This is a genomic window from Pseudomonas sp. Kh14, assembly GCF_900291005.1.
Taxonomy (GTDB): Bacteria; Pseudomonadota; Gammaproteobacteria; order Pseudomonadales; family Pseudomonadaceae; genus Aquipseudomonas; species Aquipseudomonas alloputida.
The window spans coordinates 30,875-54,906 of record NZ_OLKJ01000036.1; the positions used below are offsets into that span (position 1 = coordinate 30,875).

The following is a 24,032-nucleotide window of genomic DNA, read 5'->3' on the forward strand; positions in this document are numbered from 1 at the left end:
TCGACAGGCATTCAATTCGTTGTAAGCGACCGGCACACCGTCAGCGGCGTTCGATCGGGTCGATGATTTGCAGGGCCAGGTTGCCCTTGTGCGAGCCCAGCCGCGCCTTGAACGCTGGCACCCCGTTAGCGCGCAGCACCAGGTGCTCGGGCAGCTCGACCGGGATCACGTCACCCGGCTGCATGTGCAGGATGTCGCGCAGCTTCAGCTGGCGTCGCGCGACCGTGGCGGTCATTGGCACGGCCACGTCCAGCACGTCCTCGCGCAGGGCCTTGACCCAGCGCTCGTCCTGGTCGTCCAGGTCCGACTGGAAGCCGGCATCGAGCATTTCCCGCACCGGCTCGATCATCGAGTACGGCATGGTCACGTGCAGATCGCCGCCGCCGCCGTCCAGTTCGATGTGGAAGGTGGACACCACCACCGCCTCGCTGGGGCCGACAATGTTGGCCATGGCCGGGTTGACCTCGGAGTTCATGTACTCGAAGCTGACCGGCATGATCGCCTGCCAGGCTTCCTTGAGGTCGACGAAACACTGGTCCAGCACCATACGCACCACACGCAGTTCGGTCGGGGTGAACTCACGCCCTTCGATCTTGGCGTGGCGGCCATCGCCGCCAAAGAAGTTGTCTACCAGCTTGAACACCAGCTTGGCGTCAAGGATGAACAGCGAGGTGCCGCGCAACGGCTTGATCTTGACCAGGTTGAGGCTGGTCGGCACGTACAGCGAGTGCACGTATTCGCCGAACTTCATGACCTGCACGCCCCCCACGGCCACGTCTGCGGAGCGGCGTAGCAGGTTGAACATGCTGATACGGGTATAGCGGGCGAAGCGCTCGTTGATCATTTCCAGGGTCGGCATGCGACCCCGCACGATACGGTCCTGACTGGTCAGGTCGTAGCTTTTGATACTGCCAGGCTCGGATGCACTCTCGGTCTGCACCAGCCCGTCGTCGACACCATGCAACAGGGCATCGATTTCATCCTGGGACAGCAGGTCCTGTACGGCCATTGCGGACTCCTACTGCAATACGAAATTGGTGAACAGCAACTGGTCGATGACCGGCTTGCCGACTTCCTTCTGCGCCACTTCCTGGACCACTGCGGTGGCCTTCTGGCGCAGCATCTCCTGCCCTACCGGGCTGCTGGCGAGGGTGTCGAACCCTTGCCCGGAGAACATCATCACCAGGTTGTTGCGGATCACCGGCATGTGCACCTTGAGGGCATCCAGGTCGGCCTGGTTACGCGCCTGCAGGGTGATGCTCAGCTGCATGTAGCGCTGGCGGCCGTTCTGGTTGAAGTTGACCACGAAGGCCGGGGTCAGCGCCTCGTAGATCGCCCCTGGCTTGACGTTGCTGGCCGTGGCCTCGGCGGCCGGAGCCGGCTCGCTCTTGTGCATGATGAACCAGGTAGCGCCCACCGAAAGGCCGATCGCCAGCAACAGGCCGACGACAGCCAGCAGGATCAGCTTGAGTTTGCCTTTAGTGGCGGGGTCTTTGACTGCTTCGCTCTTCGCCATGCCAATAATCCGTCGTCCATCGGGGGTTCAAAGGAGAATGGCTTGGCTTGAGCAAGTGTTATGCCAGATTTTGCAGGGGATGGATTCCAGCAGGTTTTGCGGTGCTGGCTTCTTCGCGGGCACGCCCGCTCACACAGGTACCGCACAGGGCTCGAAATCAACGAAATTCCTGTGGGAGCGAGCTCGCCCGCGAAGAAGCCAGCCCAGGCCAACAGTTATCAGGCGTAGTAATCGACCGCACTGTCGCCGACAACCACCTGCTGCTCCAAAGGCCGGGCACTATCGACCGCCTCGGCCGCACCCTGCTCGGCCCGGCGCGCCGCCACCCCGGAAAGGTTGCTGCCCTGGGCCTGCCCCTGCTGCTGTTGCTGCCCGCGCGACTGGTCAGCCACGTTGACATCCGGCTGCGCCAAACCCTGCTGGGCAAACAGTTCGCGCAGGCGGTGCACCTGGCTGTCAAGGGCGTCACGTACGCCGGCGTGGCCGCTGATGAAGGTGACCTGGGTGGCCTGGTCCGCCGCAACATTGACGCGAATGTCGAGGCGACCGAGTTCTGCCGGTTCCAGCTGGATATCAGCCGACTTGAGGTTTTGGCTGGACAGGTACATGACCCGGTTGACCAGGCCCTCGGCCCAAGCGTTCTGGTTCATCGGCAATGGCTGATGCAGCGGGTTCGCAGTGGCCGGTACGGCGTTGGCGGTCTTGGCCGTGGCCGCCTGGGTCAGGCTGGCCAGGCGGTTGGCAAAATCATCGATGCGGGTGTCGCTGCTGGCGCTCTTGGTGTCTTTCAGGCCGTCTTCAAGCAAGGCGCCAAAGGCCTTGCCACCGGATTCGCCACTCTCGCCATCGGTATTCTCGACCAGATTCGCCAAGGTATTGACGGCTGCCTGCCCTTCCTCGCCCTGAGCCTGGGCAGCATCAAGGGCATGTGCCGAGGTGCCACCTTTGGCCTGGGCACTGTGCTCCAACGCCAGGCGCAGGGTCGGCAGGTTGGCCAGGGGGTCAGCATCCGGATCGAAGGCCTCCTCGGCGGACGGCTCTTCAGGCAGTACCGCGGCAACCTGGGTTTGCGCCGTGGCCGCCTGCAGCACGGGCGCCACCGCCTCGGCCTGCGCCTGGATCAGTTGTGCGCCGGGCTGGGCATCAGTGACCTGACCGGCCACCAGGCTGGCATCACGCACACCCGTATCGGCCTGGGCCGAATCCTCTTCTGGCAACTTGTTGCCGTCATCGGCAACTGCAGCTTTGCCAGCCGGGTCTTTCTTGCCGCCAACTGCCGCATCAGGTTTGTCCTTGGGCTTGGCCTGAGCGACCTTGTCGTCCTGCCCGGTAACCTTGTCGCGGCCCTGCCTGGCCATCACCTGGCCAAAGGCATCGCCCTTGTCACCCAGCGCCTGCAGCGGTTTGTCCGCCTGCACGGTGGCCGAGCGCGAGGTTTTGGCAATGGCATTGGCTTGCAGCAAAGGGTTGGGTGCGACAGGCATCGAGCGGTCTCCGCGCCAGAAACAAAAAATCATCGAGGCAGAGACAGGCAAGACTCGCGCCAACTCACGTATCAGCCTGCGGAAATACGTTGCTGCTCACCGCGGTAAAAGTGCTGCACCACGACGAATTCCATGTCGATGCGGCTGATCAAGTCTTCAATACCGTACAACGGGGGCCGCCGCGCGCGCTCTTCGAGCTGCTGACACAGGCTGGCCAAGGCCACCGCGCCCATGTTGCTGCTGCTGCCCTTGAAACTGTGAGCTGCCGCGCCAAGCTCCTCGGCGCTTTTGGCCGCGTGCAACTGCCCAAGACGTCGCTCCGAGTCGTCCAGAAAAGTCTGAACCAACTGCAGGTAGCCATCTTCCATGACCTCACGCAGGTCACTGAGTACCTTGTGGTCAATATGCATGTCAGTCACTTGTTCACTCCTTGATCAAGCCAGATTATGCCCGAGCCAACCCGTGGCTCACCATACGAACTCCACATGCGCGCAACGCCCGCCTTCACTCCAGCGCGCGTCACTGGCCAACTGCCGCACCAGATTCAGACCGCGGCCGCTCAGCCCCTGGTCCGGCGAAGGCCGCGCAAGCACGCGCTGCACGTCGAAGCCGGCACCGCTGTCGCGCACCTTGATCATCAGACGCCCACCGCCACCATGCGGTTCAACCTTGAAATCGATGCTTACAAAGCCTTCGGTCAGCGAGCCCAGGCGCCGGGCACGCTCCTGGTAATAGTCGGTAAAGCCTTGCACATCGCGCTTGAGCTGTGAGTCCAGGCCCAGCACACCATGCTCCAGCGCATTGGAATACAACTCGCTAAGCACACTGTGCAGGTTGCCGGTACGTGCGCGCAGGCCATGAATTTCCTGCAACAACTGCACCAGGTACGGCACAGGGTTGAAGCGTTTCAGGCTTTCGCCACGCACCTCGAAGCTCAGCGACCAGTCCAGCGGGCTGGAGCGGCCACTATCAGAGTAGATCATCGGGGCCGGCACCCGCTCCTCGGCAGTGAACATGCGAATATCGCACAAGCTGATGTCATCGCGTGGCTGCCCACCAAAACGCTCCAGGGCCAGCATCAGCTCATCGAACAACTTCACCGGGTCGCGGTTGTCGGCCAGCACCGCTCGCAGGCGCTGTACGCCAAATAGACGTTCCTGGTCGTCGACGGTATCGATCACACCGTCTGACAGCAGCAACAGGCGCTCGCCCGGTGCCAGCGGCAACACCTCCGTGCTGTCATCGAAACGCTCAGCGGCCAGAATGCCCAGCGGCAGGTGCCGCGAACTCAGTGCCGACAGCACTTGGCCATCCACCGACAGGCGATAGCCATCAGGCATACCGCCATTCCACACCTCCACCGAGCCGCGCTGCATGCTGAGGTTGAGCAACAGCGCACAGCAGAACATGTCCACCGGCAGGATGCGCTTGAGCTTGGCATTCATCTCGCGCAGGATCTGCGCCATGCCGTAGCCCTTGGCGGTCATGCCGTAGAACACCTCAGCCATCGGCATGGCGCCGACCGCCGCCGGCAGGCCGTGACCGGTGAAATCGCCAAGCAGCACACGCATGTCGCCGGCCGGGGTAAATGCCGCCAGCATCAGGTCGCCATTGAACAGCGCGTAAGGCGATTGCAGGTAGCGAATGTTGGGCGCAGAAAGGCAACCAGAGTGGGCCACCTTGTCGAACACCGCCTTGGCGACACGCTGCTCGTTAAGCAGGTGATGGTGATGCCGGGTGATCTGGTCACGCTGTTCCAGTACCGTTGCCTGCAAGCGACGCAGGCGGTCCATGGCGCGAATCTTGGCAGCGAGGATCACCGCACTGTAGGGCTTGGCCATGAAATCATCGCCCCCCGCCTCCAGGCAACGCACCAGGCCTTCTTCTTCATTCAGCGATGTCAGGAAAATGATCGGCACCAACGCTTCGCCAGCCAATGCCTTGATCTGCCGCGCCGCCTCGAAGCCATCCATGACCGGCATCAGGGCGTCCAGCAGCACCAGTTGCGGGCGCCGCTCGAGGTACAGCGCTACCGCCTGCTCGCCGTTTTCCGCAGTGAATACCTGATGCCCCTGGCGGCGTACGATCTGCGCAAGTAGAAGGCGATCGACAGCACTGTCTTCGGCGACCAGCACGGTTAACGCCTGTTCGGCCGGCATGTCGGCGCTCAACTGATATCGAAGAGTTTTTCGAAATTGGAGATAGCGAGAATCTTGCGCACGTCGGAGCTGGCATGCACTACCCGCACATCCGACTCGTCGCCGCCCGCGTGGTCGCGCAGCAACAGCAGCATGCCAAGCGCGGAGCTGTCGAGGTAGGTGGTGTCCTTCAGGTCGACGACCACCGAATCCGGCCGCCTGGGCTGGCGTTCGTAGGCGTCGCGAAACTCCTGATGCTTGCCGAAATCGAAGCGCCCTTTGATCTTGATGGTCAGCTTTTTCCCATCCTGCGAAAAATCAGTCTCGACTGCCATGCTAGCGATTCCTTCGATGATGGCGGATGCAACTGCTTTAAGGTTTAGCAGGCGATGCTGGGGGAGGCAAGTGTTCACCCTGGTACCTGCGGCGCCCGTGCGGCGCATTCGCGGGCAAGGCCTCTCATTTGTTTCGGGCCAATTATTCCGCTGCAAGGCCTGCGGCGAACACCTATAGATGGTTTTGCCGCGGCAGGCGCTGCGACAGCTCATCCAGCAAGCGCTGCTCGCGCTTGTCTTCAGCGCGCCGGGCCTCGTCCTGGTAGCGCTGTACCAGCTTGCGCAAACCCTCCACCCGGGCATAGGCCTGCTGCCAGGTACCCCGGGCGTTATTGAGGTTGTTCTGGTGCCAGACCAGGCTCTGGCGCTGCTGGGTCATGGCCGTTTCCAGTTGGCCGAGAAAACGCTGGTAATTGACCAGCCAGCTGCCATTGACCCCTTGCCCGCCGCGGTTGATCCACTGCAGCTGGTAATCCTCGCGAAAGCGCTCCAGTTCGGCCAGCTTGGCCTGGGCCGTGGCCACCTGCTGCTGGAAATGGCCAAGGCGCTGAGCCGCCTTGCGCTCGGCCTCTTCGGCCATGTCCACCACCGGCGCCAGGCGCGCGGCACGTCCGGGCAGCGCCACGGCCTATCAACCTGCCGGGGGCGTGAAAATCGCCCCCAGCTGTTCGCGGCTCTGCGCCATGCCCACGTTCTCGCGCAGGCCCTGGCGCAGAAACTCAACCAGCTTCGATTGCAAGGCAATGGCCAGGTCGGTCTCCGGATCACCGCCGGCGACATAAGCCCCCACGCTGATCAGGTCGCGGCTTTGCGACAGACGCGACCACAATTGCTTGAACTTCTGTGCCTGGCGCAAATGGTCGGCATCAACCACTTGGGGCATGACCCGGCTGATAGACGCTTCGATGTCGATGGCCGGGTAATGGCCTTCCTCAGCCAGCCGACGCGACAGCACAAAGTGGCCGTCAAGCACGCCCCGCGCCGAGTCGGCGATCGGGTCTTGCTGATCGTCGCCTTCAGACAGCACGGTATAGAACGCAGTGATCGAACCACCGCCAGGTTCGCCATTGCCTGCCCGCTCCACCAACTTGGGCAGCTTGGCGAACACCGAGGGCGGATAACCCCGGGTGGCCGGCGGCTCGCCGATGGCCAGGGCAATTTCCCGCTGGGCCTGGGCGAAACGGGTCAACGAGTCCATCAGCAACAGCACATTCTTGCCTTTGTCGCGGAAATACTCGGCAATGCGTGTGCAATACATGGCGGCGCGCAGGCGCATCAGCGGCGCATCGTCGGCCGGCGAAGCCACCACCACCGAGCGCTTGAGGCCCTCCTCACCGAGGATGTGCTCGATGAACTCCTTTACCTCGCGCCCCCGCTCACCGATCAGGCCGACCACGATGATTTCGGCCTCGGTGAAACGGGTCATCATGCCCAGCAATACCGATTTACCCACCCCGGTACCGGCGAACAGGCCTAACCGCTGGCCACGGCCGACGGTAAGCAGGCCATTGATACTGCGAATGCCCACATCCAACGGCTTGCTGATAGGGTCGCGGTTGAGCGGGTTGATCACCGGGCCGTCCATCGGCACCCAGTCCTCGGCCTTCATCCCGCCCTTGCCATCCAGCGCACGGCCGGCGCCGTCGAGCACCCGGCCCAGCATGCTCATGCCCATGGGCAAACGGCCGCCGTCATCCAGCGGCACTACCCGGGCCCCCGGAGCGATGCCGACGATGCTGCCCACCGGCATCAGAAACACCTTGGGCCCGGAAAAGCCCATGACTTCGGCCTCGACCTGCACCGGGTGATAACTGTCATCGTTGATCACCAGGCAGCGGCTGCCCACTGCTGCGCGCAGGCCTTCGGCTTCCAGGGTGAGGCCGACCATACGCAGCAAGCGGCCTTCGACGATGGGCTGGGCCGGCAGCTCGATGGCCTCAGCGTAAGTGCCCAGGCGCTTGCCGAAGCTGGTGCGTTCAAGGCGCATCTGGGCGGTCCACGGTACGCTCGACCGGCGCATCCAGGTCTATCGACATGTCTGGCGCCGCCGGGTGCAGGGAATGATCGTGCAACTGGTCGAACAGCTGCGCCACCGCTTTTTCGATACGCGTTTCCATGGTGGCATCGATACGGCTGTGGGCCGTCTCGATGCGGCAACCACCCGGCAGCAGCGCGCTGTCTTCCAGCAGCCGCCAGTTCTCCTCATGGCGTTCGCGCAGGGCCTTGGCCAGCTCGAAATCCTGCGGGTTGAGGTGGATGCGGATATTGTCCGCGCCCATGGGCAGCAGCTTGAGCGCTTCGCGCAGCACCTGAGTGATCTGACTGGAATCGTTGCGTAGTTCGCGACCAATCACCTGGCGGCTCATGTGCGCGATCAGGTGCACCAGGCTTTTCTCGATCTGCGTGTCTTGCTCGGCGATAGGCTCCATCAGGTTGGCCATCAGCCGTTCGAGGCTGTCGAGCTTGGTTTTCAGGGCCTCTTCGGCCTCCTGCCGGACCTTGAGCTGGGTGCTGTGGAAGCCCTCGCGCTCACCGGTGGCGAAACCCTCGTTGTAGGCCTCCTGACGGATGGCTTCGAGCTCTTCCAGGGTCAGCGGCTGGACTTCTTCCAGCGGCACTTCCTCGACTTCCTCGATGACCTCGGGCTCAGGCTCAGGCTCCGGTTCGGGCTCCGGTTCCGGGTCGAAGCTGGGCAGCGCCCACACGTCCACGCCCTCAAGGTCGCGGGCGCGGATCAAGTCGCTGGGGTGGTGTTCTTTAGTGGACATGCTGTCATGTTCTCAAACCATGTTCGGCCGACACGGCCCCTTGTAGGAGCGGGTTCACCCGCGAATGCGTCGGCAGCGACAACCTCGATTGCCAGGACCGACGCCTTCGCGGGTAAACCCGCCCCTACAAAAGGCGACGTCGGCTATGGGATCGCGAATACCTTAGATCATTTCCTCGGCGCCCTTGCCGCCGAGGACGATTTCGCCGGCCTCGGCCATACGCCGGGCAATGGTGAGGATTTCTTTTTGCGCGGTTTCCACGTCGCTGACCCGTACCGGCCCTTTGGCCTCCAGATCGTCGCGCAGCAGCTCCGAAGCACGTTTGGACATGTTCTTGAAAATCTTGTCCTTGACCCGCTCGTCGGCGCCCTTGAGCGACACCACCAACACGTCGGAGGACACTTCGCGCAACAGCGCCTGGATGCCCCGGTCGTCGACGTCGGCCAGGTTGTTGAAGACGAACATCAGGTCTTCGATCTGCTCCGACAGGTCGCTGTCGATTTCGCGGATCGCGTCCATCAGTGCGCCCTCCACCGAACTGTCGAGGAAGTTCATGATGTCCGCCGCCCGCTTGATGCCACCCAGGGTGGTGCGCGCGGCGTTGGAGTTGCCCGAGAACTGCTTCTCGAGAATCTGGTTCAGCTCCTTCAGCGCCGCGGGTTGCACGGTGTTCAGCGATGACACGCGCAAGACGATGTCCAGGCGCACCTTGTGGTCGAAGTTGCTCAGCACTTCACCGGCCTGGTCAGGGTCGAGATAGGCCACCACGATGGCCTGGATCTGCGGGTGCTCGTAGCGGATCACGTCGGCCACGGCACGCGGTTCCATCCACTTGAGGCTGTCCAGGCCGCTGGTATTGCCGCCGAGCAGGATGCGGTCGACCAGGCCGTTGGCCTTGTCCTCGCCCAGGGCCTGGTTGAGCATCTTGCGGATGTACGCATCAGAACCGACGCCCAGGCTGGTCTGGTCGCCGACGATGTCGACGAACTCGCTCATCACCTGTTCGACCTGGTCACGGTGCACATTGCCCATCTGCGCCATGGCCACACCTACCCGCTGCACTTCCTTCGGGCCCATGTGCCGCAGCACTTGGGCCGCATCGGTCTCGCCCAGCGAGAGCAGAAGGATCGCCGCCTTGTCGACGCGGCTCAGCTTGGCGGTAACGGCTCGGTTATCACTCATCGGCGTTGATCCAGTCTTTCACGACCTGAGCCACACGGCCCGGGTCTTCGGCCACCAGGCCTTTGATTGCGTTGAGCTGTGCCTCGTAACCCTCGCTCGGGCTAGGCAGCAGAATGCTTGTCGGGCCACCCAGGCTGACGCGGTCGTTGGCCAGTTCGCCGTCCAGACCCATCATGCCGCCCAGCTCCATGTCGCTGTCCGGGGCAGCCTGCTTGCCGCCCCCGGTAATGTTGTTCAGCACTGGCCGAAGCACGCCGAACACCAGCACCAGGATGAACACCACACCCAGCACCTGCTTGACGATATCCCAGAACCAGGGCTGCTGGTAGAAAGCGATATCGGCGATTTCCTCGCCACGGTCGGCGGCGAACGGCACGTTGATTACCGTCACGCTGTCGCCACGGCTGGCATCGAAGCCGACTGCGTCCTGCACCAGGCGGGTAAAGCGCGCCAGGTCCTCGGCACCCCACGGTGCCCGCGTGGTATCGCCAGTGGCCGGGTCGATCTTGACCTGGTCGTCCACCACCACCGCTACCGACAGGCGGGTCATGCGCCCCTGCTGCTGGCGAGTGTGACTGATGGAACGGTCCAGCTCGAAGTTCTTGGTGCTTTGCTGACGTTTGTCTGACGGGTACGGCGCGAGCATCGGCTGACCGGTGGCCGGGTCCATGATCTGCTGGCCGTTGGCATCCACCAGCGGCTGGCCAGGCTGAATGGCGGCAGCCGGGGTAGCCGCGCCACCAGTTGTCTGCGGTGCCGAAGCGGCACCGGGTGGCTGGTTGCTCAGCGCGCCAGGCACGCCTTGCGGGCCTTGGCTGCTGGCACGTTGTTCGTCGACCGACTGCTCGCTGCGCAACGCCGGCTGGTCGGGGTTGAACTGTTCGGAGGTGGACTCGACCGCGCTGAAGTCGAGGTCGGCGGACACTTCGGCCTTGTAGCGGTCGTTGCCCAACACCGGCTGCAGAATGTTGTGCACACGCTGGGTGAGCATGCTTTCCACCCGGCGGCTGTAGTCGAACTGCTTGCCGGCCTGGGTCAGCGCGGAATCCTGAATCTGCTCGGACAGCAGGTTGCCCTTCTGGTCGACGACGGTGACCTGGGATTTGTCCAGTTCCGGCACGCTGGTGGCGACCAGGTTGACGATGGCCATCACCTGCCCGGCTTCCAGTGCCCGGCCTGGGTACAGCTCGACCAGTACCGAGGCGCTGGGCTTGCGTTCATCACGCACGAACACCGAACTTTTCGGGATGGCCAGGTGCACGCGCGCGGCCTTGACGTTGTTGAGGCTGGAAACGGTACGTGCCAGTTCGCCTTCCAGGCTGCGGCGGTAGCGGGTGGTTTCCATGAACTGGCTGGTGCCCAGGCCCTGCTCCTTGTCGAGCAGTTCGAAGCCGACATTGCCGTCGCTCGGCGCCACGCCGGCGGCTGCCAGTTTCAGGCGCGCACGGGAGAGGTCGTCGGCCTTGACCAGCAGGGCACCCGAGTTGGGCTCCACGTTATAGGGGATGTCAGCAGCAGCCAGGGTGTCCATGACCTGCTTGGTGTCCATGCCCGACAGGCTGCCGTACAACGGACGGTAATCGGGTTGTTGCGACCACAGCACCACGGCAAAGCCGATGGCCACGCTGGCCGCCAGGCCGACCATGAGGCCGATCTGGCGCAGCATGGGCATCTGCGAGATGTTTTCCAGAAACGCCATGCCAAACAGCGGCGGCTTGGCCGCTGGCGAGCCAGCTTTGGCGGGGGCGTTTTCGACGACTGCTTCAGCCATGGGTTACATCCGTCCTCAAACCGGCATCTGCATGATGTCCTGGTACGCCTGGACCAGCTTGTTGCGTACCTGGGTCATGGCTTGCATCGACACGCTGGCCTTTTGCGAAGCGATCATCACGTCAGTCAGGTCGACGCCGCTCTTGCCGATTTCGAACGCGTTGGCCAGTTGGGTCGAGGCCTGCTGCGTCTCATGCACCTTGCCGATGGCCTGGCCGAGCATGTCGGCGAAGGTGCTTTGCCCTGGCGCCAGCTCGGGGGCGGCAGTGACCTTGGGCAACGACATGGCATCGGCCTGCATGGCCCGCATGTCCAACATCAGACGATTGAATTCAACACCTTGGCTCATGACCCTTCTCTCTCCTGCGGCCGCATTTTTTTGACAGTCATGCGGCGAATGACCTACCTAAAGCAACAAAGGTGCCAGCCTTCGCGACTAATTTCCCTGGGATCACACAATTCCTGTGGGAGCGGCCTTGCGTCGCGAATGGGCCGCAAAGCGGCCCCGGCGATCTTTGCGGCGGAGCTGAAGACCTGGGGCCGCTTCGCGCCCCATTCGCGACACAAGGCCGCTCCCCAGAGGTCCGCGCCAGTTGCAGATGATTGGCCAATCAGCCGAACAGGCTGGCCTCGACGTCAAACCCGGCATCCCGCATCTGCGCCAGCTTGTAGCGCAACGTCCGCGGACTGATCCCCAGGCGTTCGGCCGCCTCTTTGCGGCGGCCGCGCTCGGCGCGCAGGGTGTCGATGATCATCTGGTACTCATGGCGACGCATGTCATCCCCCAGGCCGCCGGCATCAGCAACCACCTCGAGAGATGGCTCGGTGCCAGCCGACAATGGAATGGCGCCTGCCAGACAAAAATCCGCCGCCTCGATCACGCCACCCTGCTGCAAAATCAACGCCCGCTGCAGGGCGTTGTCCAGTTCGCGCACGTTGCCCGGCCAGGCATAGGCTTGCAGGCAGGCCCGAGCCGCTGGCGAGAGGCGCACCGGGGCATGCTTCATCTTGGCCACATGGCGCGCCAGCAGGCGCTCGGCCAACTGCAGGATATCGCCCGGCCGCTCACGCAGCGGGCGCCAGGCCAGCGGGAACACCGACAGGCGGTAGTACAGGTCTTCGCGGAAGCGCCCGGCCGCCACCTCGCCGGCCAGGTCGCGGTTGGTGGTGGCCAGCACCCGAATGTCCAGGCTGATCGGCTTGCGCCCGCCTACCCGCTCCACCTCGCGCTCCTGCAGCACACGCAGCAGCTTGGCCTGCAAGGCCATGGGCATTTCCGAGATTTCGTCGAGCAGCAGGGTGCCGCCTTCGGCCTGCTCGAACTTGCCTGCCTGAGCCGCGACAGCACCGGTGAAGGCACCCTTCTCGTGGCCAAAGAGGGTGGCCTCGAGCATGTTGTCGGGGATCGCCGCGCAGTTGATCGCCACGAAGGGCTGCGCCGCACGCGGGGACTGCTGGTGAATGTAGCGCGCCAGCACTTCCTTGCCAGTACCGGACTCGCCGGAAATCAGCACGGTCGAGTCACTGCGCGCCACACGGGCAGCCAGCTCCAGCAACTGGCGGCTGGCCGGCTCGCAGGCCACCGGCCCTTCTTCGCCGCTCACACGCCCGGCAGCATGTCGCTCCACGAGGCTGAGCAGCGCCTTGGGCTCGAACGGTTTGACCAGGTAGTCGGCGGCGCCTTGACGCATGGCCTCGACCGCACGCTCGACGGCGGCATGCGCCGTCATCAACAGCACCGGCAACTGTGGCTGCTGGCGGCGCAGCTGGCTCAGCAACTGGTGCCCGTCCATACCGGGCATGTTGACGTCACTGACCACCAGGCTGAACGCGTCTTCGAGTACGGCCTCCAGCGCTTCTTCGGCACTGCCCACTGCCTGATAGGCGAAACCGCCGATTTCCAGGGTATCGCCCAGCGCCTGGCGCAATACGCGGTCATCCTCGACCAGCAGCACCTTGATTGCCATTACACCCCCTCCGCCAATTGCCCGTCGATCAACGGCAGCTCTACCCGCACGCAGGTACCACGGCCGACTTTCGAGCGCAGGTTGATCGTGCCCTGATGCGCACGCACCACCGCCTTGACCACGGCCAGGCCCAGGCCGGTACCAGTGGCCTTGGTGGTAAGGAACGGCTCGCCCAAACGGCCGAGCAAGCCTGCATCGATACCGCTGCCGGCATCGCTGACGCACAGGTGCAAGCTACGTTCGCGGCGGTACAGGTGCACCTTCAGCCGTGCCGGGCCATCGCTGGCCTGCAGGGCATTTTCAATCAGGTTGAGCAAGGCGCCGACCAGGGTGTCGCGGTTGCACAGCAACTCACCCAGATGACTGTCGCACTGCCAGCGCACGGCGTGCCCCTGCACATGTGCCTGGGCCGCCTGTTGCAGGGCCTGGAATAGCGCTTTCGGGGTCACCCGATCCCCCAGCGGCAACTCGCCACGGGCAAACACCAGCATGTCGCGCACCTGATGTTCCAGCTCGTGAAGGCGCTCCTTCAGGGTCGCGGCGAAGCGCAGGCGGGTTTCCGCGCTCAGCGCTTGCTCGCTATCGGCCAGGTGGCCGGCATACAGCATGGCTGCCGACAGCGGTGTGCGGATCTGGTGGGCCAGCGAGGCAACCATGCGCCCCAACGACGACAGGCGCTCGTGGCGAGCCAGCTGGTCCTGGAGGCGACGGGTTTCAGTCAGGTCGTTGAGCAGCACCAATTGGCCAGGCTCGGCATCCAGCGAGCGGGTGGCGATCGACAGGCGGCGACCGTCGCGCAGCGAGACTTCATGGCCGTCGTCCTTGCGCGGAGCAAAGCTACGGGTGATCACCTGGCGCCACAATTGGCCGATCAGAGGCTCGCCGAGCAACTCGCAGGCAGCCGGATTGGCTTCGCGCACCAGGCCCTGGCCGTCGATCACGATCACCCCGCCGGGCAGCAAGTCGAGCAGGTTCTGCAGGCGGTTGGCCAGGCGTTCCTTTTCACTCAGTTCGTCGATGCGCTGGGCGCTGACCACGGCCAGCTCACCTTTGAGCTCACTGACCCGGGCTTCAAGCAGGCTGTAGGACTGGCTCAGCTGGCTGGACACCTGATTGAACAGGGCGAAGGCTTGCGCGATACCCTGGCCGCTGTCCTGCGCGACCAGGGTTTGCCCCTGCTGATCGGGGGCTCGGGATACGTGGGCGGCCTGGGGCATCGTGCTCTCTCGCGTGGCTGACCGTCATAAAAACGGTGTGTTGCCAGCGGTGTAGCAATAGCCGTGCCGGAGATGGGGGTTGAGTTACCTGTGCCGGTCTCTTCGCGGGCTTACCCGCTTCATCAAACATAATGCAACCCATTGTTTTCTAAGCACTCAAGCGGCCACCAGCCGATACCCCAGTTTCCGGGCTTTGCGAAGCAAAGCCCGGACCTGCCGGTCTTGGCTTCTGGTTTCGAACTCCTCAAGACCTTGTTCAACATAAGCCTGCTTCTTGGTTAACAGGTTGTACACCAGACGTGCCAACTGATGTGCAGTGGCCTTGATGGCGCAGCTGGTATCCATTCGAGTCAGTCTGGCTCGGTGCGATACACCAATGAAACCCTTGTCGTTACGGGCATTGGATGCGGCCTGCTTGAGTGCTTGAGCTGCTCGATTGACTATTTTGGGCCCGCCACCTGCCAGTCGATGACCGCCGGAAATTCGGGTAGGGGGAGCCAGTCCCAACCAAGAGCAGAAGTGCTGTGAGGACGGGAAGCGTGATAGATCTGTACCGATCTCCCCTGCCAGCACTAATGCAGTGTCCACCCCAATGGTTGGAATTGCGGTTAGGTCCACGCCAAGAACTTTCCACAATGTCTGATGCAATTCAGTCTGTTGGGCACCGTTTCGGTGTGGGCTCCGTAAAGGTTTATTGGATGGCTCTGGCTTGTTTTGCAGCACCGGCAACTGCTCTAACGCGGCTTTTATGGCGTCGTCACAATCAGCAATTTGCTGCTCCAGGAAGTCATAGGCAGACAATTCCTGAGTTAGCGCATACAAATGCTCGCGCCGCCAATTGCCATGAAGACTCCGAGCGACAGCCTCCTTGCCTGCCTTGATGCGGCGGTCGGTCAGTTCAGCCAGTTGCACTGGGTCCCGCTCACCTGCGCAGATGGCTCGCAAAATCTTCATGCCAGTTACGCCGGAAATATCACTGATGACATTGGCCAGTTGGATGTTCATTTGGCTCATGGCCTTTTGCATCCGGTTCAGCGTCTGCGCCTGGTCTTTCACTTTGGAAGCACGCTGCCTGACCAATGACCGGACGCAGCAGGTCAGATCATCGGGGCGGAATGCGCCTCTGAGCAGTCCATGAGTCATCAGCTGCCAAATCCACTGGCAATCCAGCACATCTGATTTACGGCCCGTGATTTGCCGAGTTGCTCTGGCATTGACGAGATAAACCTCAAAACCGCGCTCGCTGAGAATCTCGTAAATTGGAATCCAATAAACCCCCGTGGATTCCATGGCAACGACCTTGATCCCCAGGTTTTCAAGCCAGTTAGCCATCTTGAGCAGGTCGTCAGTGAACGACTGGACGGGATTTTCGTGCCGGGGATCGACCGCCACGAAATGCTCTCGACCACCGACATCGATCGCCGCGCAATCGGGATGAACGACGGTAAAGCGTTGCTTGGAAGGCTTGCGCGCCATGATGAATCCTCGCAGGATAAAGGGCGCGCGGGACACACGGTGGCGAAAGGGTTCACTCTCTCATACGTGGTCACAGCTGAATCAGCTGATGCCTACGGGGACTTCACGCCGATACCGTGCGGATCGCTCTCCCACGCGGGTGTGCGGACACACATCAGTGCTGGCTACGATCTCTGTCCCGCGCACAGGAACCGTAACAAAGCAAAAGGCGGCTGGCCCTACCGGGCCAACCGCCTTTTCTTTATCAAAATGTCAGCGTCGCTGCGGATCTAAAGCCGTACACCTCATGTTTGCTGCGCGACAGCGCAGCCCGGAAGGGCTGGGTGATCTCCCACAGGTACAGCGCTGGGCTTGACTCCTACGCTGGCCCTGTGGGAGCGGGCAAGCCCGCGAAGAGGCCGGTCCAGGCCTACGACAATGTATCAGTCCGGCAGCCAGGCCTTGCGCCAGTTGCTCAGGTTGTCGCCTTCGAGCATCCAGCCGCCCAGCACTGCATTGCGCAGTGCATCGCCCGCCTTCGCCGTGGCATCCAGATCAGAGATGTGCATGCGAATGGCATCTACCCAGCCTCGGAAACGGTTCTTCACCAGTGTGACCGGCAAATCGCTATAGCCCTGGTAGCAACGCAGGTCGCTGGCGATTACCGGGAAACCACAGGCGCCGTACTCCAGCAAACGCAAGTTGCTCTTGCACTCGTTGAACAGGTTCTGCTCGACGGGCGCCAGGGCCAGGTCTAGGTTCATGCTGGCCAGAACCCGCGGGTATTGTTCAATCGAAACACCCTCGTGGAACTCATGGGCATAAGGCCGCAGCTTGTCTGGGCACATGCCGAAGAACACCCACTCCACCTCGTTGGCCAATTCCTTGACCACGTCCGCGATCACTTCAAGGTCGCCCGTATGGCTCGCCCCACCCGCCCAGCCGACGCGCGGTTTGCGCGACTGCCGGCGCAGGGCCTTGAGGTCGCTCCAGTAGCGGGTATCCAGCGTGTTGGGTACCACGCGGATATCGCCATGCACGCCGGCGAAGGCTTCGGCCAGCGGCTGCGTGGAGACGACAAAGCGGTCCACATAGGACAGACCACGACGTATGGACCGCAGAATGTCCTTGGGCATGTGCGTCCTGTGCACGCTCTTGAGTGGCAGGTTGGGCAGGTAGTCGTCCAGCTCGAAGACCTTGAAGGCCCGCGAAAACGCATGCATCCGGCGTATATGCTCAATCTGCTCATCGCCAACCTGGCGCTGCAGGATGATGCTGTCCGGCTGATAACGCTCAAGTTCGGCAGGCGCCAGATAATTCCACGCCACCACCCCCTCGGCCAGCCCCTCGCGGTTGAGCGTATCCAGCGGCTGGATGACCCGGTAGTTGCCACACCCCCCTCTGTCCGCCGCATGGGCGAGGACAGTCGGCAGCGGTTTCCAGGACGACAACGGTCGCCAGCTCAGACCGGAGGGCGCCAGGCCGAGGCCATTGTTGGAAGACAGCGAGAAGTTCGGGTTGTGGAGCGGGTCGCGTGCCAGTACAGGCAGCCAGCGGTCATACAAGGCATCTTCTTCTGCGGTGGTGGCCGGCGTTACAGCATCCTCACTTAGCAGCAACTGAACACGCGGCGTCCACACGTTCAGGTAGCCGCCACGGTGCAGGCGCAGGCACAGATCAACATCCGTCCAGCGCTGCAACTCGGGGGCCTCGTCGAAACCGCCCGCCTCTAGGAACAGGCTTTTGTTCACCAGCAGGCACTTGCCGCTCACTGCGACATAGTTCTGGTCCACTTGCAGGCGCTGCAGATAGCCGGACGCGTCCATCGGCTGACCGGCAAAAGCTTCGCCAACAGGGCCATTCAGGCCGAGCACGAAACCGGCATGACTGATGGTAGCGTCCCCCGCCACCAGTTTGCACCCCACCACGCCGACTTCTTGGCGCATGCCGTGGTTGAGCATCTGCTGCAACCAATCGTTGTCGAGCACCGCAGCGCCTTCGTCCAGCCACAATAGGAAATCACCACGGGCCTGCCCGGCGGCCTGGTTGCGCATTTGCACTGGCGCCATGGTGGCGGGGAATCGCAGGCAACGAATGGCATCGGTGCCAAGCCGGGCAACGTTGTCGAGCCAGCCGTTTACTGCCTGGCCGGCATTATCACGCGCCAGCAGCAGCACCTCGTAGTTTCGATAGGTCGTCTTCTCCAGAATGGTTTCCATGCAACGCTGCACCCGCTCGGTGCCGCTGCCCTGGAGCAGGATCAGGATGCTGACCGGTGCGTCGCCGGGGGCGCCATAGTCCAGATCATAACGCCCGGGCAGACGAGACTCGACCCGCGCCTGGGCAAAACCGCGTGCATGCAAATGGCGCTGAATGACACCGCGCTCGTCTGGGCAGTCGCGCAACGAAGGGACATCACAGATCAACAACGGCTCGCTGATGTGCCCCAGCCCCTCGAAACCGGCAGACTCGATCAGGCGCAGAATGTAATCCAGCTCGAACGCCTGCCCCGCCTCCTGGTGAAAGCCCCCCATATCCAGCCACACCTGACGGTTGAACAGCCAGTGACGTGACATGCTTGCTGGCAAACTGAGCAGTAGATCAAGGTTGAGATCAGGGCGCAGCGCAGCGCCCATTTCTGACCCATCGGAACGCAAACCCTCATCACCATAAACGGCCCGACAGCCCGGCGCCGCTAGCAGGTCAAGCGCGGCGATCAGCAAGCCGCTTGCAGTGAACTCACTCCCCGCCTCTACCAGCATGAACCAGTCGAACTCACCCGCCTGAACAGCCAGGTTCAGCTGATCGCTCAAGCTGGCATCGGTCAAACGCATGAAATGCAGCTCGTCCTGCGCTGAAGTCGCGGGGGCCTCGCCCGGCGTCAACACCACAATTTTCAAAGTGGAATAAAGGCAGTGATCGCTACTCAGGCTTTGCAGAGAAGCTTTCAACCCCTCTGCGTGCCCGTCAGCGTCCACCACGATAATGCCGATCACAGGGCCGCCCTGATGGGCCTGCAGACGCTGTGCGATCAAGCGGCTCTGCATCGCATCCGGAACGCGCTCGGCCAGCCAGGTTTGCAGTGTCAACGCCTTGGGCTTGCCACCCAGATGCTCCAGCATTTGCTGACGCCCGCGGCTTACTTCTTCGCTGCCAACGTCGCTATGGCGCGCATACAACTCGCGATAAAGCGCGGGGTAATCTTTCAGTGCCTGCTCGGAGCGTCGTGCAGGCGCACTGTCATCCAGGCGCATACGGACTTCCACCGTCTCGCAGCGAACATGATGGAAAGCGCTTCGCGCGCTCAGGCGCATGAGGAAATCCCAATCCTCCAAGCCTGCCAGCGACTCGTCGAAGTCCCCCACGGAAAGTGCAAGCGCGCGTGGGCAGGCAAACGTGTTGATCGGGATATAGTTGTTGACCAGCAAAAGCTCCCTGGAATAAGCCTCGTGAGGATAGCGTTGCTCGCGCGCCACCTCAGTCCGCTTGCCAGCCGCAATCGTTTCCTGAATGAAGACTGCATCTGTGTACACCACACTGTCGGGGTGGGTATCCAGCGCTTTGGCCAATGTTTCAAGATGGTCAGGCAGGTACAGGTCGTCGTCGTCCAGATACACGACATACCGACCACGGGCCAGATGCAAAGCGGTATTACGGGCCGCGGCAGGACCGCGATTACGGCCCTGGCGGATATAGGTGATGGGGAAATCGTAGTCAGCCAGCAGCGACTCGACCGGGTCGCCGTTGTCGTTGACCAGAATGACGTCAAAGTCCTTGAAGGACTGATGAGCAATACTGCTCAGCGCATCCTTGAGCAATTGCGGGCGGTTGAACGTGGTCAATATGATGGAGAACAGCGTTCTCTCGGCGTCTTGCGCCAAGGCTTCGAGACGCCCACACAATTGCCGAATCCGTTTGCCCAGCCCGGTATCCTGCTCTTGCGGATAAAGCGCCAGCCGCCGCTTGAGGTGCGCAGCAACTTCGCGCTCATAGCCTTTCAGCCGCCCTTCGTTACCACGCTCAAATACGCCTTCGAGAATACAGGTGTGCCCTTCCAGCGGTGCGGAGGAGACATAAAACTCATGGGAATGTTGTGCAGCATGTACGCGATAGCTCACACCAGGCACAGCGCTGAACGCGAAGTCAGGGTAAAGTTCTGCAAGCTGAACCATAAGCTGCCAGTCACCAGACCCTCGAATTCTGACATCACGCCGCCAGGCCTTGAAAAAAGCATCTCTACGAATGATGGCTGCAGAGGGCGTAATGTAGCTGTCGTAAATCAGAAGATCCGCAACCTCATTACGCCCGCCAAAATAATCTGCACCACGATGCCCCGGGTGGCGAGGCCCTGGTAGGGGCTCTCCTTGCTCGCTGACCCAACATATCGGACTGTAACCCAGGGCAACCTGCGCATTGCTTTCCATCGCAGGGAGAAGGCGCTGAACATGGCCTGGATTCATGAAATCGTCGGCCATGAACAAAATTATGTATTTGCCTTTGGCTGCCCAAAAGCCATTTTGAGAGCTGTTGCCTGCCCCAAAATTCCGCCGGTTACGCATATAGCGCACCCGCGTATCAGACGAAAATTCCGCCATGACCAACTGCGTGTTGTCCGTCGAGTCATTGTCCAGAACAAGGACTTCAACCTCCTCGACACCCTGGCTCAACACGGACCGCACTGCCTGCCCCAGATACCGACCATAGTTATAGGCTGGAATGACGACGCTCAACAACGGCGCTGCGCCACGCACCGCTGTTGCATCCAGTGCAATGGCGGAGGTCAACGCATTGATCCAGAAGTCTACGGTATAGGGGTAAATACGCTCATCCGGGCGAGCGCTGCCTTGCATGAGAAACGACCGCAGGCGACTCGCCAGCGCCTCGTACTCCACCCACTGCATACCATCAAGAAAAGCGAACAAGTCTTCGCTGTTACTAAACGCACTACCGTCTACATAGCAGTCACGCGGAAACCATTCTGGCACCGAAGCGGTTGCGGTATGCACAGGAACGGCACCAGACAACAGGCAAGACTGCCACTCAGGTGAGAGCCAACCCGACAACTCGGGCTCAAGGCCACATAAAGCGAAGTGTGCTCCCGCCAACTCGATAGCGTCCCGGCCATGCACACATGCCTTTGCGCTGAAAGCAGAGCGCAGGCTCAATTCGGCAAGCGGTAGTTCCAGCGGCTGATTGAGCCGCACCAGGTCTTGGCCTGTGAACGCCTCTTTGGCAGGTAGAAACACCCGATCAAACTGTTCGAGTAGCTGTGCGCCGTCCCTAGAGTTCTCCAACTGCATCAGATAGCGTCGAGTATCGGACGAGAATGTCAGCACTTGCGAGCCTGCATGAACCTGCTCAATCAAGAGGACACTGTCATAGTGACCAGTGACGACGTCGGCTACAGCCACCCGCTCGAAGACAAGACCGTTGGCATTACCGTAGGTCTGCAGTGGGCCAAGAGGAAATAGAGCATGCAGCTTCTCCCATTGCTCATCGCTTAAAAGAAAAGCCTTCTGCTCCTGCCCTAGCTGAACCCCGGCGATACCCACTCGCCAAGGCTTCCCCTGGCAACTACCGCCTGCAATTGAGGCCCAATCCATCACGCATCCCCTCTGTCACGGCCTCGCTTACACGGAGCCTCGTTGAAATTCAATTTCGTTCACCCAGGGATTTCGCCCAGGCAGCCATGCTGTCGATCGATTGGTCCAGGCTGGTCCAGACGTCCAGCCCCAACCTACGGGCATGGCCAATATCCGGTACATAAAAGGAACGTTCCGAACCCTCGGGGCGCCCCATGATCCGCACCTGTTTTCCTTGAGCCACTCGCGAAACAACCCGACGCGCCAGATCGGCAATGCTGATCGCCTGATCGGAGCCAACGTTGTAGGCTTCGCCGGATTTGCCTCGTGCCAGCAACACCAACAGCCATGCAGCCAGATCTGCACCGTGCAAATAGCTACGCACCGCCGTCCCACAAGAGCGGATCACCACCTGATCCGCAAACAGGGCGTCACGAACAAAGTTGCCAATGGCGAAGTGGCCATCAAGCGGCAGACCTGGCCCCGAAAAGGCGAAGCAGCGCGCCATGATTACGTCAATGCCATGCGTCTGTGCATAAATCGCGCCCAAGGTTTCCTGTGCTCGCTTACCTTCGGCATAAGCACTTCCCGCGCTATTGCTGACACAAGCGCTAGCGAAGCCTTCCACAACCCCGGAGACCTCATCGGCTCCTCCCCGCAGAACCCCGTACTGCGCACCGGAGCCAGTAAAAAGCACGCGCGCCTGATCCCTTACTGCCAGGTCGAGCACCCGACGCGCACCGGTCATGATGGTGTCGAATATTTCCAACGGCTTGCCATGGGCAGCCGCGGAAGTTTCAGTTGCCGCATGAATAATCAGATTTACAGGCTGACCCGGAACGGTCAGCAGATCACGCACATCACCACAGACCCAATGCAGCCAAGCGCACTCACGGTAACAAGGCTGCGCATCCAGAAACCGGGATGGGTTGCGTGACAGAACGGTGACATTCACCCCTGCGCCTTGCAGGTTTAGTTGCTGAAACAACGCCAACAACCATGATCCAAAAAAACCTGTACCACCGGTCAACAGCACATGCTGCCCCGCCAGGGCGTTGTGCAAACCAAGCGTGGAGGGGACGGCAAGCAACGCGTTTCTGATTACGGGTGAAAGCGAGGAAAATCCGGGCATTGGCGTCAGGACTCATGGGTAGGTTAAACGCGGGAGTGGAGACGCAGCAGCAGTTCAGGCGCCCCCAAAAAATGGCCGCCTGGCCACAGGCCTAATAGAAATACAGGGTAATGTCTTCCAGAATGTCCGCGTACAAGCGCATGCCTACCTTGTAATCGCTGCGAATGGACTGCACTTCATCGATCAAGCACCAATAATCGTCAGAACGATGATAAGCACAGACTGCCAAAGCGGGCCTGTCGCGCTCGATGATCATACGTGCGCCCCGCAAGGCAGATGCCTCCATGCCCTCGATGTCGAGCTTGAACAAGCCAACCTTGCCCGGCACCACGGCATCCAGCGGTACACCCTGAATGAACGAGGTGATGCTTGCGGGCACATCACTGCTTAATTCTCCAGCAATATCATACGAAAGCTCTGGCTGATAGATGGCCCGGCTGGGCACTTCGTCCAGCCCCATGTTGAACAGCCAGACACTGGGCCGGTCCGAGACACTCTTGAGCGCCTCGTAGTAAGCGGGTAATTCGGGCTCAAACAGCCAGGCCTGCTCGACCGGACCAAAGTGTTTCTCTAGCCGATGCAGGGTATCGCCCGCTGCCGCGCCGGCGTCCACAAAGCGCGCCGCCTGTTCAGGCCGTACAAATGCCTTGTCGAAATACTCTTCATCCCAAGGCGACTTGGCCTGCTCGGCACACGCAATTGACAGGCGTGTGCGCATACCAATCAACGCATCAAAAACCTTGCGTGATGGCTCATCGTCCAGGCACAAAAAAGCAGAAATGAACCGCCAGGGATCACGTAATGGTGCTTCTGCAAAACTGGAGAACTTCTCGCATCCAAGGCCAGGCCCCGCGCCATCCAGCGCGTATAGAAATTCATGCATGTTGACCAGGCGAATCCCCGGCACCTGACCCAATTGCCTGGAAATGGCGTTGCCATGCCTGCCACTCGCGACAACGACGACCGCGTTGTCCAGAGAAAGGCTGGATGGGTGAGCGATCAAGATCCCCTCCAATGAACCGCCTTCCTTCGCGCAGTCATTGTCGAGAAAACCTTTGACCTCAACGCCTAGCGTTTGCGCGTGAAGCGCCAATCGTAAACCGACCTTGAAGGCACCAAAGATATAGAACCCCTCACTCAGCCAGCCGAGCACCTGCTTCTTTAGCGCCGCCAAATCGGCCAGGCCAGTGTTCGAGTCCAGCAAGCGCCTGATATTGGGGTAATTATCCAGACGTGATAAAGCCTCCAGCCGAGACGGGTGCCTGATCACGATGTAATCTTGAGCATCACGCAGAGGCGCATCCGACCAGCAAACCGGCACACGCTCGCCAGACGGAAGTGCAAATGAATAGATGCAACCTTTCTGCATCGCTGAAAAATTGGCGCCGAGCAAGGACAAGCCAGCATTCATCATATTACCTGCCTAACCGATTGGAACGGCCACGAACTGCCATCCCGCAACATAAAATAAAACCAAGCACCTGAA

The 24,032-nt window shown here is 61.4% G+C and carries 18 protein-coding genes; all 18 read right to left on the minus strand.

Annotated features, from left to right (window positions below):
* Nucleotides 1–40 precede the first annotated feature (40 nt).
* Entirely contained in the window at nucleotides 41–1,009 is a 969-nt protein-coding gene (fliM, locus tag FQ668_RS20775; RefSeq protein ID WP_003254418.1) for a flagellar motor switch protein FliM, read from the minus strand.
* A 9-nt stretch (nucleotides 1,010–1,018) separates the two neighbouring features.
* Nucleotides 1,019–1,516 (minus strand): flagellar basal body-associated protein FliL, encoded by a 498-nt coding sequence (fliL, locus tag FQ668_RS20780; protein WP_010955083.1) that lies wholly within the window; start codon nucleotides 1,514–1,516, stop codon nucleotides 1,019–1,021.
* A gap of 218 nt (nucleotides 1,517–1,734) precedes the next feature.
* Nucleotides 1,735–3,000, minus strand: coding sequence for a flagellar hook-length control protein FliK (locus FQ668_RS20785; protein WP_076402700.1), 1,266 nt, complete (start codon nucleotides 2,998–3,000; stop codon nucleotides 1,735–1,737).
* A gap of 71 nt (nucleotides 3,001–3,071) precedes the next feature.
* A complete protein-coding gene (locus FQ668_RS20790) occupies nucleotides 3,072–3,419 on the minus strand; it encodes an Hpt domain-containing protein (RefSeq protein WP_004577674.1) in 348 nt (115 codons plus the stop codon).
* Between the two features lie 48 nt (nucleotides 3,420–3,467).
* Nucleotides 3,468–5,159 carry a fused response regulator/phosphatase gene (locus FQ668_RS20795; RefSeq protein ID WP_144180631.1) on the minus strand — a complete coding sequence of 564 codons (1,692 nt, stop codon included), beginning with the start codon at nucleotides 5,157–5,159 and terminating at the stop codon, nucleotides 3,468–3,470.
* Nucleotides 5,160–5,167: 8 nt separating this feature from the next.
* Nucleotides 5,168–5,473, minus strand: a complete 306-nt coding sequence (locus FQ668_RS20800) for an STAS domain-containing protein (RefSeq protein ID WP_003254426.1) — start codon at nucleotides 5,471–5,473, stop codon at nucleotides 5,168–5,170.
* A gap of 172 nt (nucleotides 5,474–5,645) precedes the next feature.
* Nucleotides 5,646–6,098 carry a flagellar export protein FliJ gene (gene fliJ, locus FQ668_RS20805; protein WP_003254427.1) on the minus strand — a complete coding sequence of 151 codons (453 nt, stop codon included), beginning with the start codon at nucleotides 6,096–6,098 and terminating at the stop codon, nucleotides 5,646–5,648.
* A 6-nt stretch (nucleotides 6,099–6,104) separates the two neighbouring features.
* Nucleotides 6,105–7,460 carry a flagellar protein export ATPase FliI gene (gene fliI, locus FQ668_RS20810; RefSeq protein WP_014590152.1) on the minus strand — a complete coding sequence of 452 codons (1,356 nt, stop codon included), beginning with the start codon at nucleotides 7,458–7,460 and terminating at the stop codon, nucleotides 6,105–6,107.
* Nucleotides 7,450–8,241: a flagellar assembly protein FliH gene (gene fliH, locus FQ668_RS20815; protein WP_014590151.1), complete on the minus strand. Its 792-nt coding sequence runs from the start codon at nucleotides 8,239–8,241 to the stop codon at nucleotides 7,450–7,452. Before fliH ends, fliI begins: the two co-directional genes overlap by 11 nt.
* A 162-nt stretch (nucleotides 8,242–8,403) precedes the next feature.
* Nucleotides 8,404–9,423 carry a flagellar motor switch protein FliG gene (gene fliG / locus FQ668_RS20820; protein WP_003254434.1) on the minus strand — a complete coding sequence of 340 codons (1,020 nt, stop codon included), beginning with the start codon at nucleotides 9,421–9,423 and terminating at the stop codon, nucleotides 8,404–8,406.
* Complete coding sequence (fliF, locus tag FQ668_RS20825; RefSeq protein WP_014590150.1) at nucleotides 9,416–11,194, minus strand: flagellar basal-body MS-ring/collar protein FliF; 1,779 nt, start codon at nucleotides 11,192–11,194, stop codon at nucleotides 9,416–9,418. Before fliF ends, fliG begins: the two co-directional genes overlap by 8 nt.
* Nucleotides 11,195–11,209: 15 nt before the next feature.
* The gene (gene fliE / locus FQ668_RS20830) at nucleotides 11,210–11,542 is read right to left on the minus strand and encodes a flagellar hook-basal body complex protein FliE (RefSeq protein ID WP_003254438.1); all 333 of its coding nucleotides are present in this window, start codon (nucleotides 11,540–11,542) and stop codon (nucleotides 11,210–11,212) included.
* Nucleotides 11,543–11,804: 262 nt separating this feature from the next.
* Nucleotides 11,805–13,160, minus strand: a complete 1,356-nt coding sequence (locus FQ668_RS20835) for a sigma-54 dependent transcriptional regulator (protein WP_019438389.1) — start codon at nucleotides 13,158–13,160, stop codon at nucleotides 11,805–11,807.
* On the minus strand, nucleotides 13,160–14,377 hold the full coding sequence (locus FQ668_RS20840; RefSeq protein ID WP_019438388.1) for a PAS domain-containing sensor histidine kinase: 1,218 nt from the start codon (nucleotides 14,375–14,377) through the stop codon (nucleotides 13,160–13,162). The genes FQ668_RS20835 and FQ668_RS20840 overlap by 1 nt, the downstream gene beginning before the upstream one ends.
* 156 nt (nucleotides 14,378–14,533) lie before the next feature.
* Nucleotides 14,534–15,853: an IS110 family transposase gene (locus tag FQ668_RS20845; RefSeq protein WP_014590147.1), complete on the minus strand. Its 1,320-nt coding sequence runs from the start codon at nucleotides 15,851–15,853 to the stop codon at nucleotides 14,534–14,536.
* 422 nt (nucleotides 15,854–16,275) lie between these two features.
* A complete protein-coding gene (locus FQ668_RS20855; RefSeq protein ID WP_080590252.1) occupies nucleotides 16,276–21,384 on the minus strand; it encodes a glycosyltransferase in 5,109 nt (1,702 codons plus the stop codon).
* 100 nt (nucleotides 21,385–21,484) lie between these two features.
* On the minus strand, nucleotides 21,485–22,546 hold the full coding sequence (locus tag FQ668_RS20860) for an NAD(P)-dependent oxidoreductase (protein ID WP_230678086.1): 1,062 nt from the start codon (nucleotides 22,544–22,546) through the stop codon (nucleotides 21,485–21,487).
* A 91-nt stretch (nucleotides 22,547–22,637) separates the two neighbouring features.
* Nucleotides 22,638–23,957, minus strand: a complete 1,320-nt coding sequence (locus FQ668_RS20865) for an FkbM family methyltransferase (RefSeq protein ID WP_014590144.1) — start codon at nucleotides 23,955–23,957, stop codon at nucleotides 22,638–22,640.
* Nucleotides 23,958–24,032: the final 75 nt, after the last annotated feature.

Excerpts from the sequence above, each read along its gene's own strand:
- fliM (WP_003254418.1), bottom strand. The coding sequence starts at position 1,009 with ATGGCCGTACAGGACCTGCTGTCCCAGGATGAAATCGATGCCCTGTTG.
- fliL (WP_010955083.1), bottom strand. The coding sequence starts at position 1,516 with ATGGCGAAGAGCGAAGCAGTCAAAGACCCCGCCACTAAAGGCAAACTC.
- FQ668_RS20785 (WP_076402700.1), bottom strand. The coding sequence starts at position 3,000 with ATGCCTGTCGCACCCAACCCTTTGCTGCAAGCCAATGCCATTGCCAAA.
- FQ668_RS20795 (WP_144180631.1), bottom strand. The coding sequence starts at position 5,159 with ATGCCGGCCGAACAGGCGTTAACCGTGCTGGTCGCCGAAGACAGTGCT.
- FQ668_RS20800 (WP_003254426.1), bottom strand. The coding sequence starts at position 5,473 with ATGGCAGTCGAGACTGATTTTTCGCAGGATGGGAAAAAGCTGACCATC.
- fliI (WP_014590152.1), bottom strand. The coding sequence starts at position 7,460 with ATGCGCCTTGAACGCACCAGCTTCGGCAAGCGCCTGGGCACTTACGCT.
- fliH (WP_014590151.1), bottom strand. The coding sequence starts at position 8,241 with ATGTCCACTAAAGAACACCACCCCAGCGACTTGATCCGCGCCCGCGAC.
- fliG (WP_003254434.1), bottom strand. The coding sequence starts at position 9,423 with ATGAGTGATAACCGAGCCGTTACCGCCAAGCTGAGCCGCGTCGACAAG.
- fliF (WP_014590150.1), bottom strand. The coding sequence starts at position 11,194 with ATGGCTGAAGCAGTCGTCGAAAACGCCCCCGCCAAAGCTGGCTCGCCA.
- fliE (WP_003254438.1), bottom strand. The coding sequence starts at position 11,542 with ATGAGCCAAGGTGTTGAATTCAATCGTCTGATGTTGGACATGCGGGCC.
- FQ668_RS20835 (WP_019438389.1), bottom strand. The coding sequence starts at position 13,160 with ATGGCAATCAAGGTGCTGCTGGTCGAGGATGACCGCGTATTGCGCCAG.
- FQ668_RS20840 (WP_019438388.1), bottom strand. The coding sequence starts at position 14,377 with ATGCCCCAGGCCGCCCACGTATCCCGAGCCCCCGATCAGCAGGGGCAA.
- FQ668_RS20845 (WP_014590147.1), bottom strand. The coding sequence starts at position 15,853 with ATGGCGCGCAAGCCTTCCAAGCAACGCTTTACCGTCGTTCATCCCGAT.
- FQ668_RS20860 (WP_230678086.1), bottom strand. The coding sequence starts at position 22,546 with ATGCCCGGATTTTCCTCGCTTTCACCCGTAATCAGAAACGCGTTGCTT.
- FQ668_RS20865 (WP_014590144.1), bottom strand. The coding sequence starts at position 23,957 with ATGAATGCTGGCTTGTCCTTGCTCGGCGCCAATTTTTCAGCGATGCAG.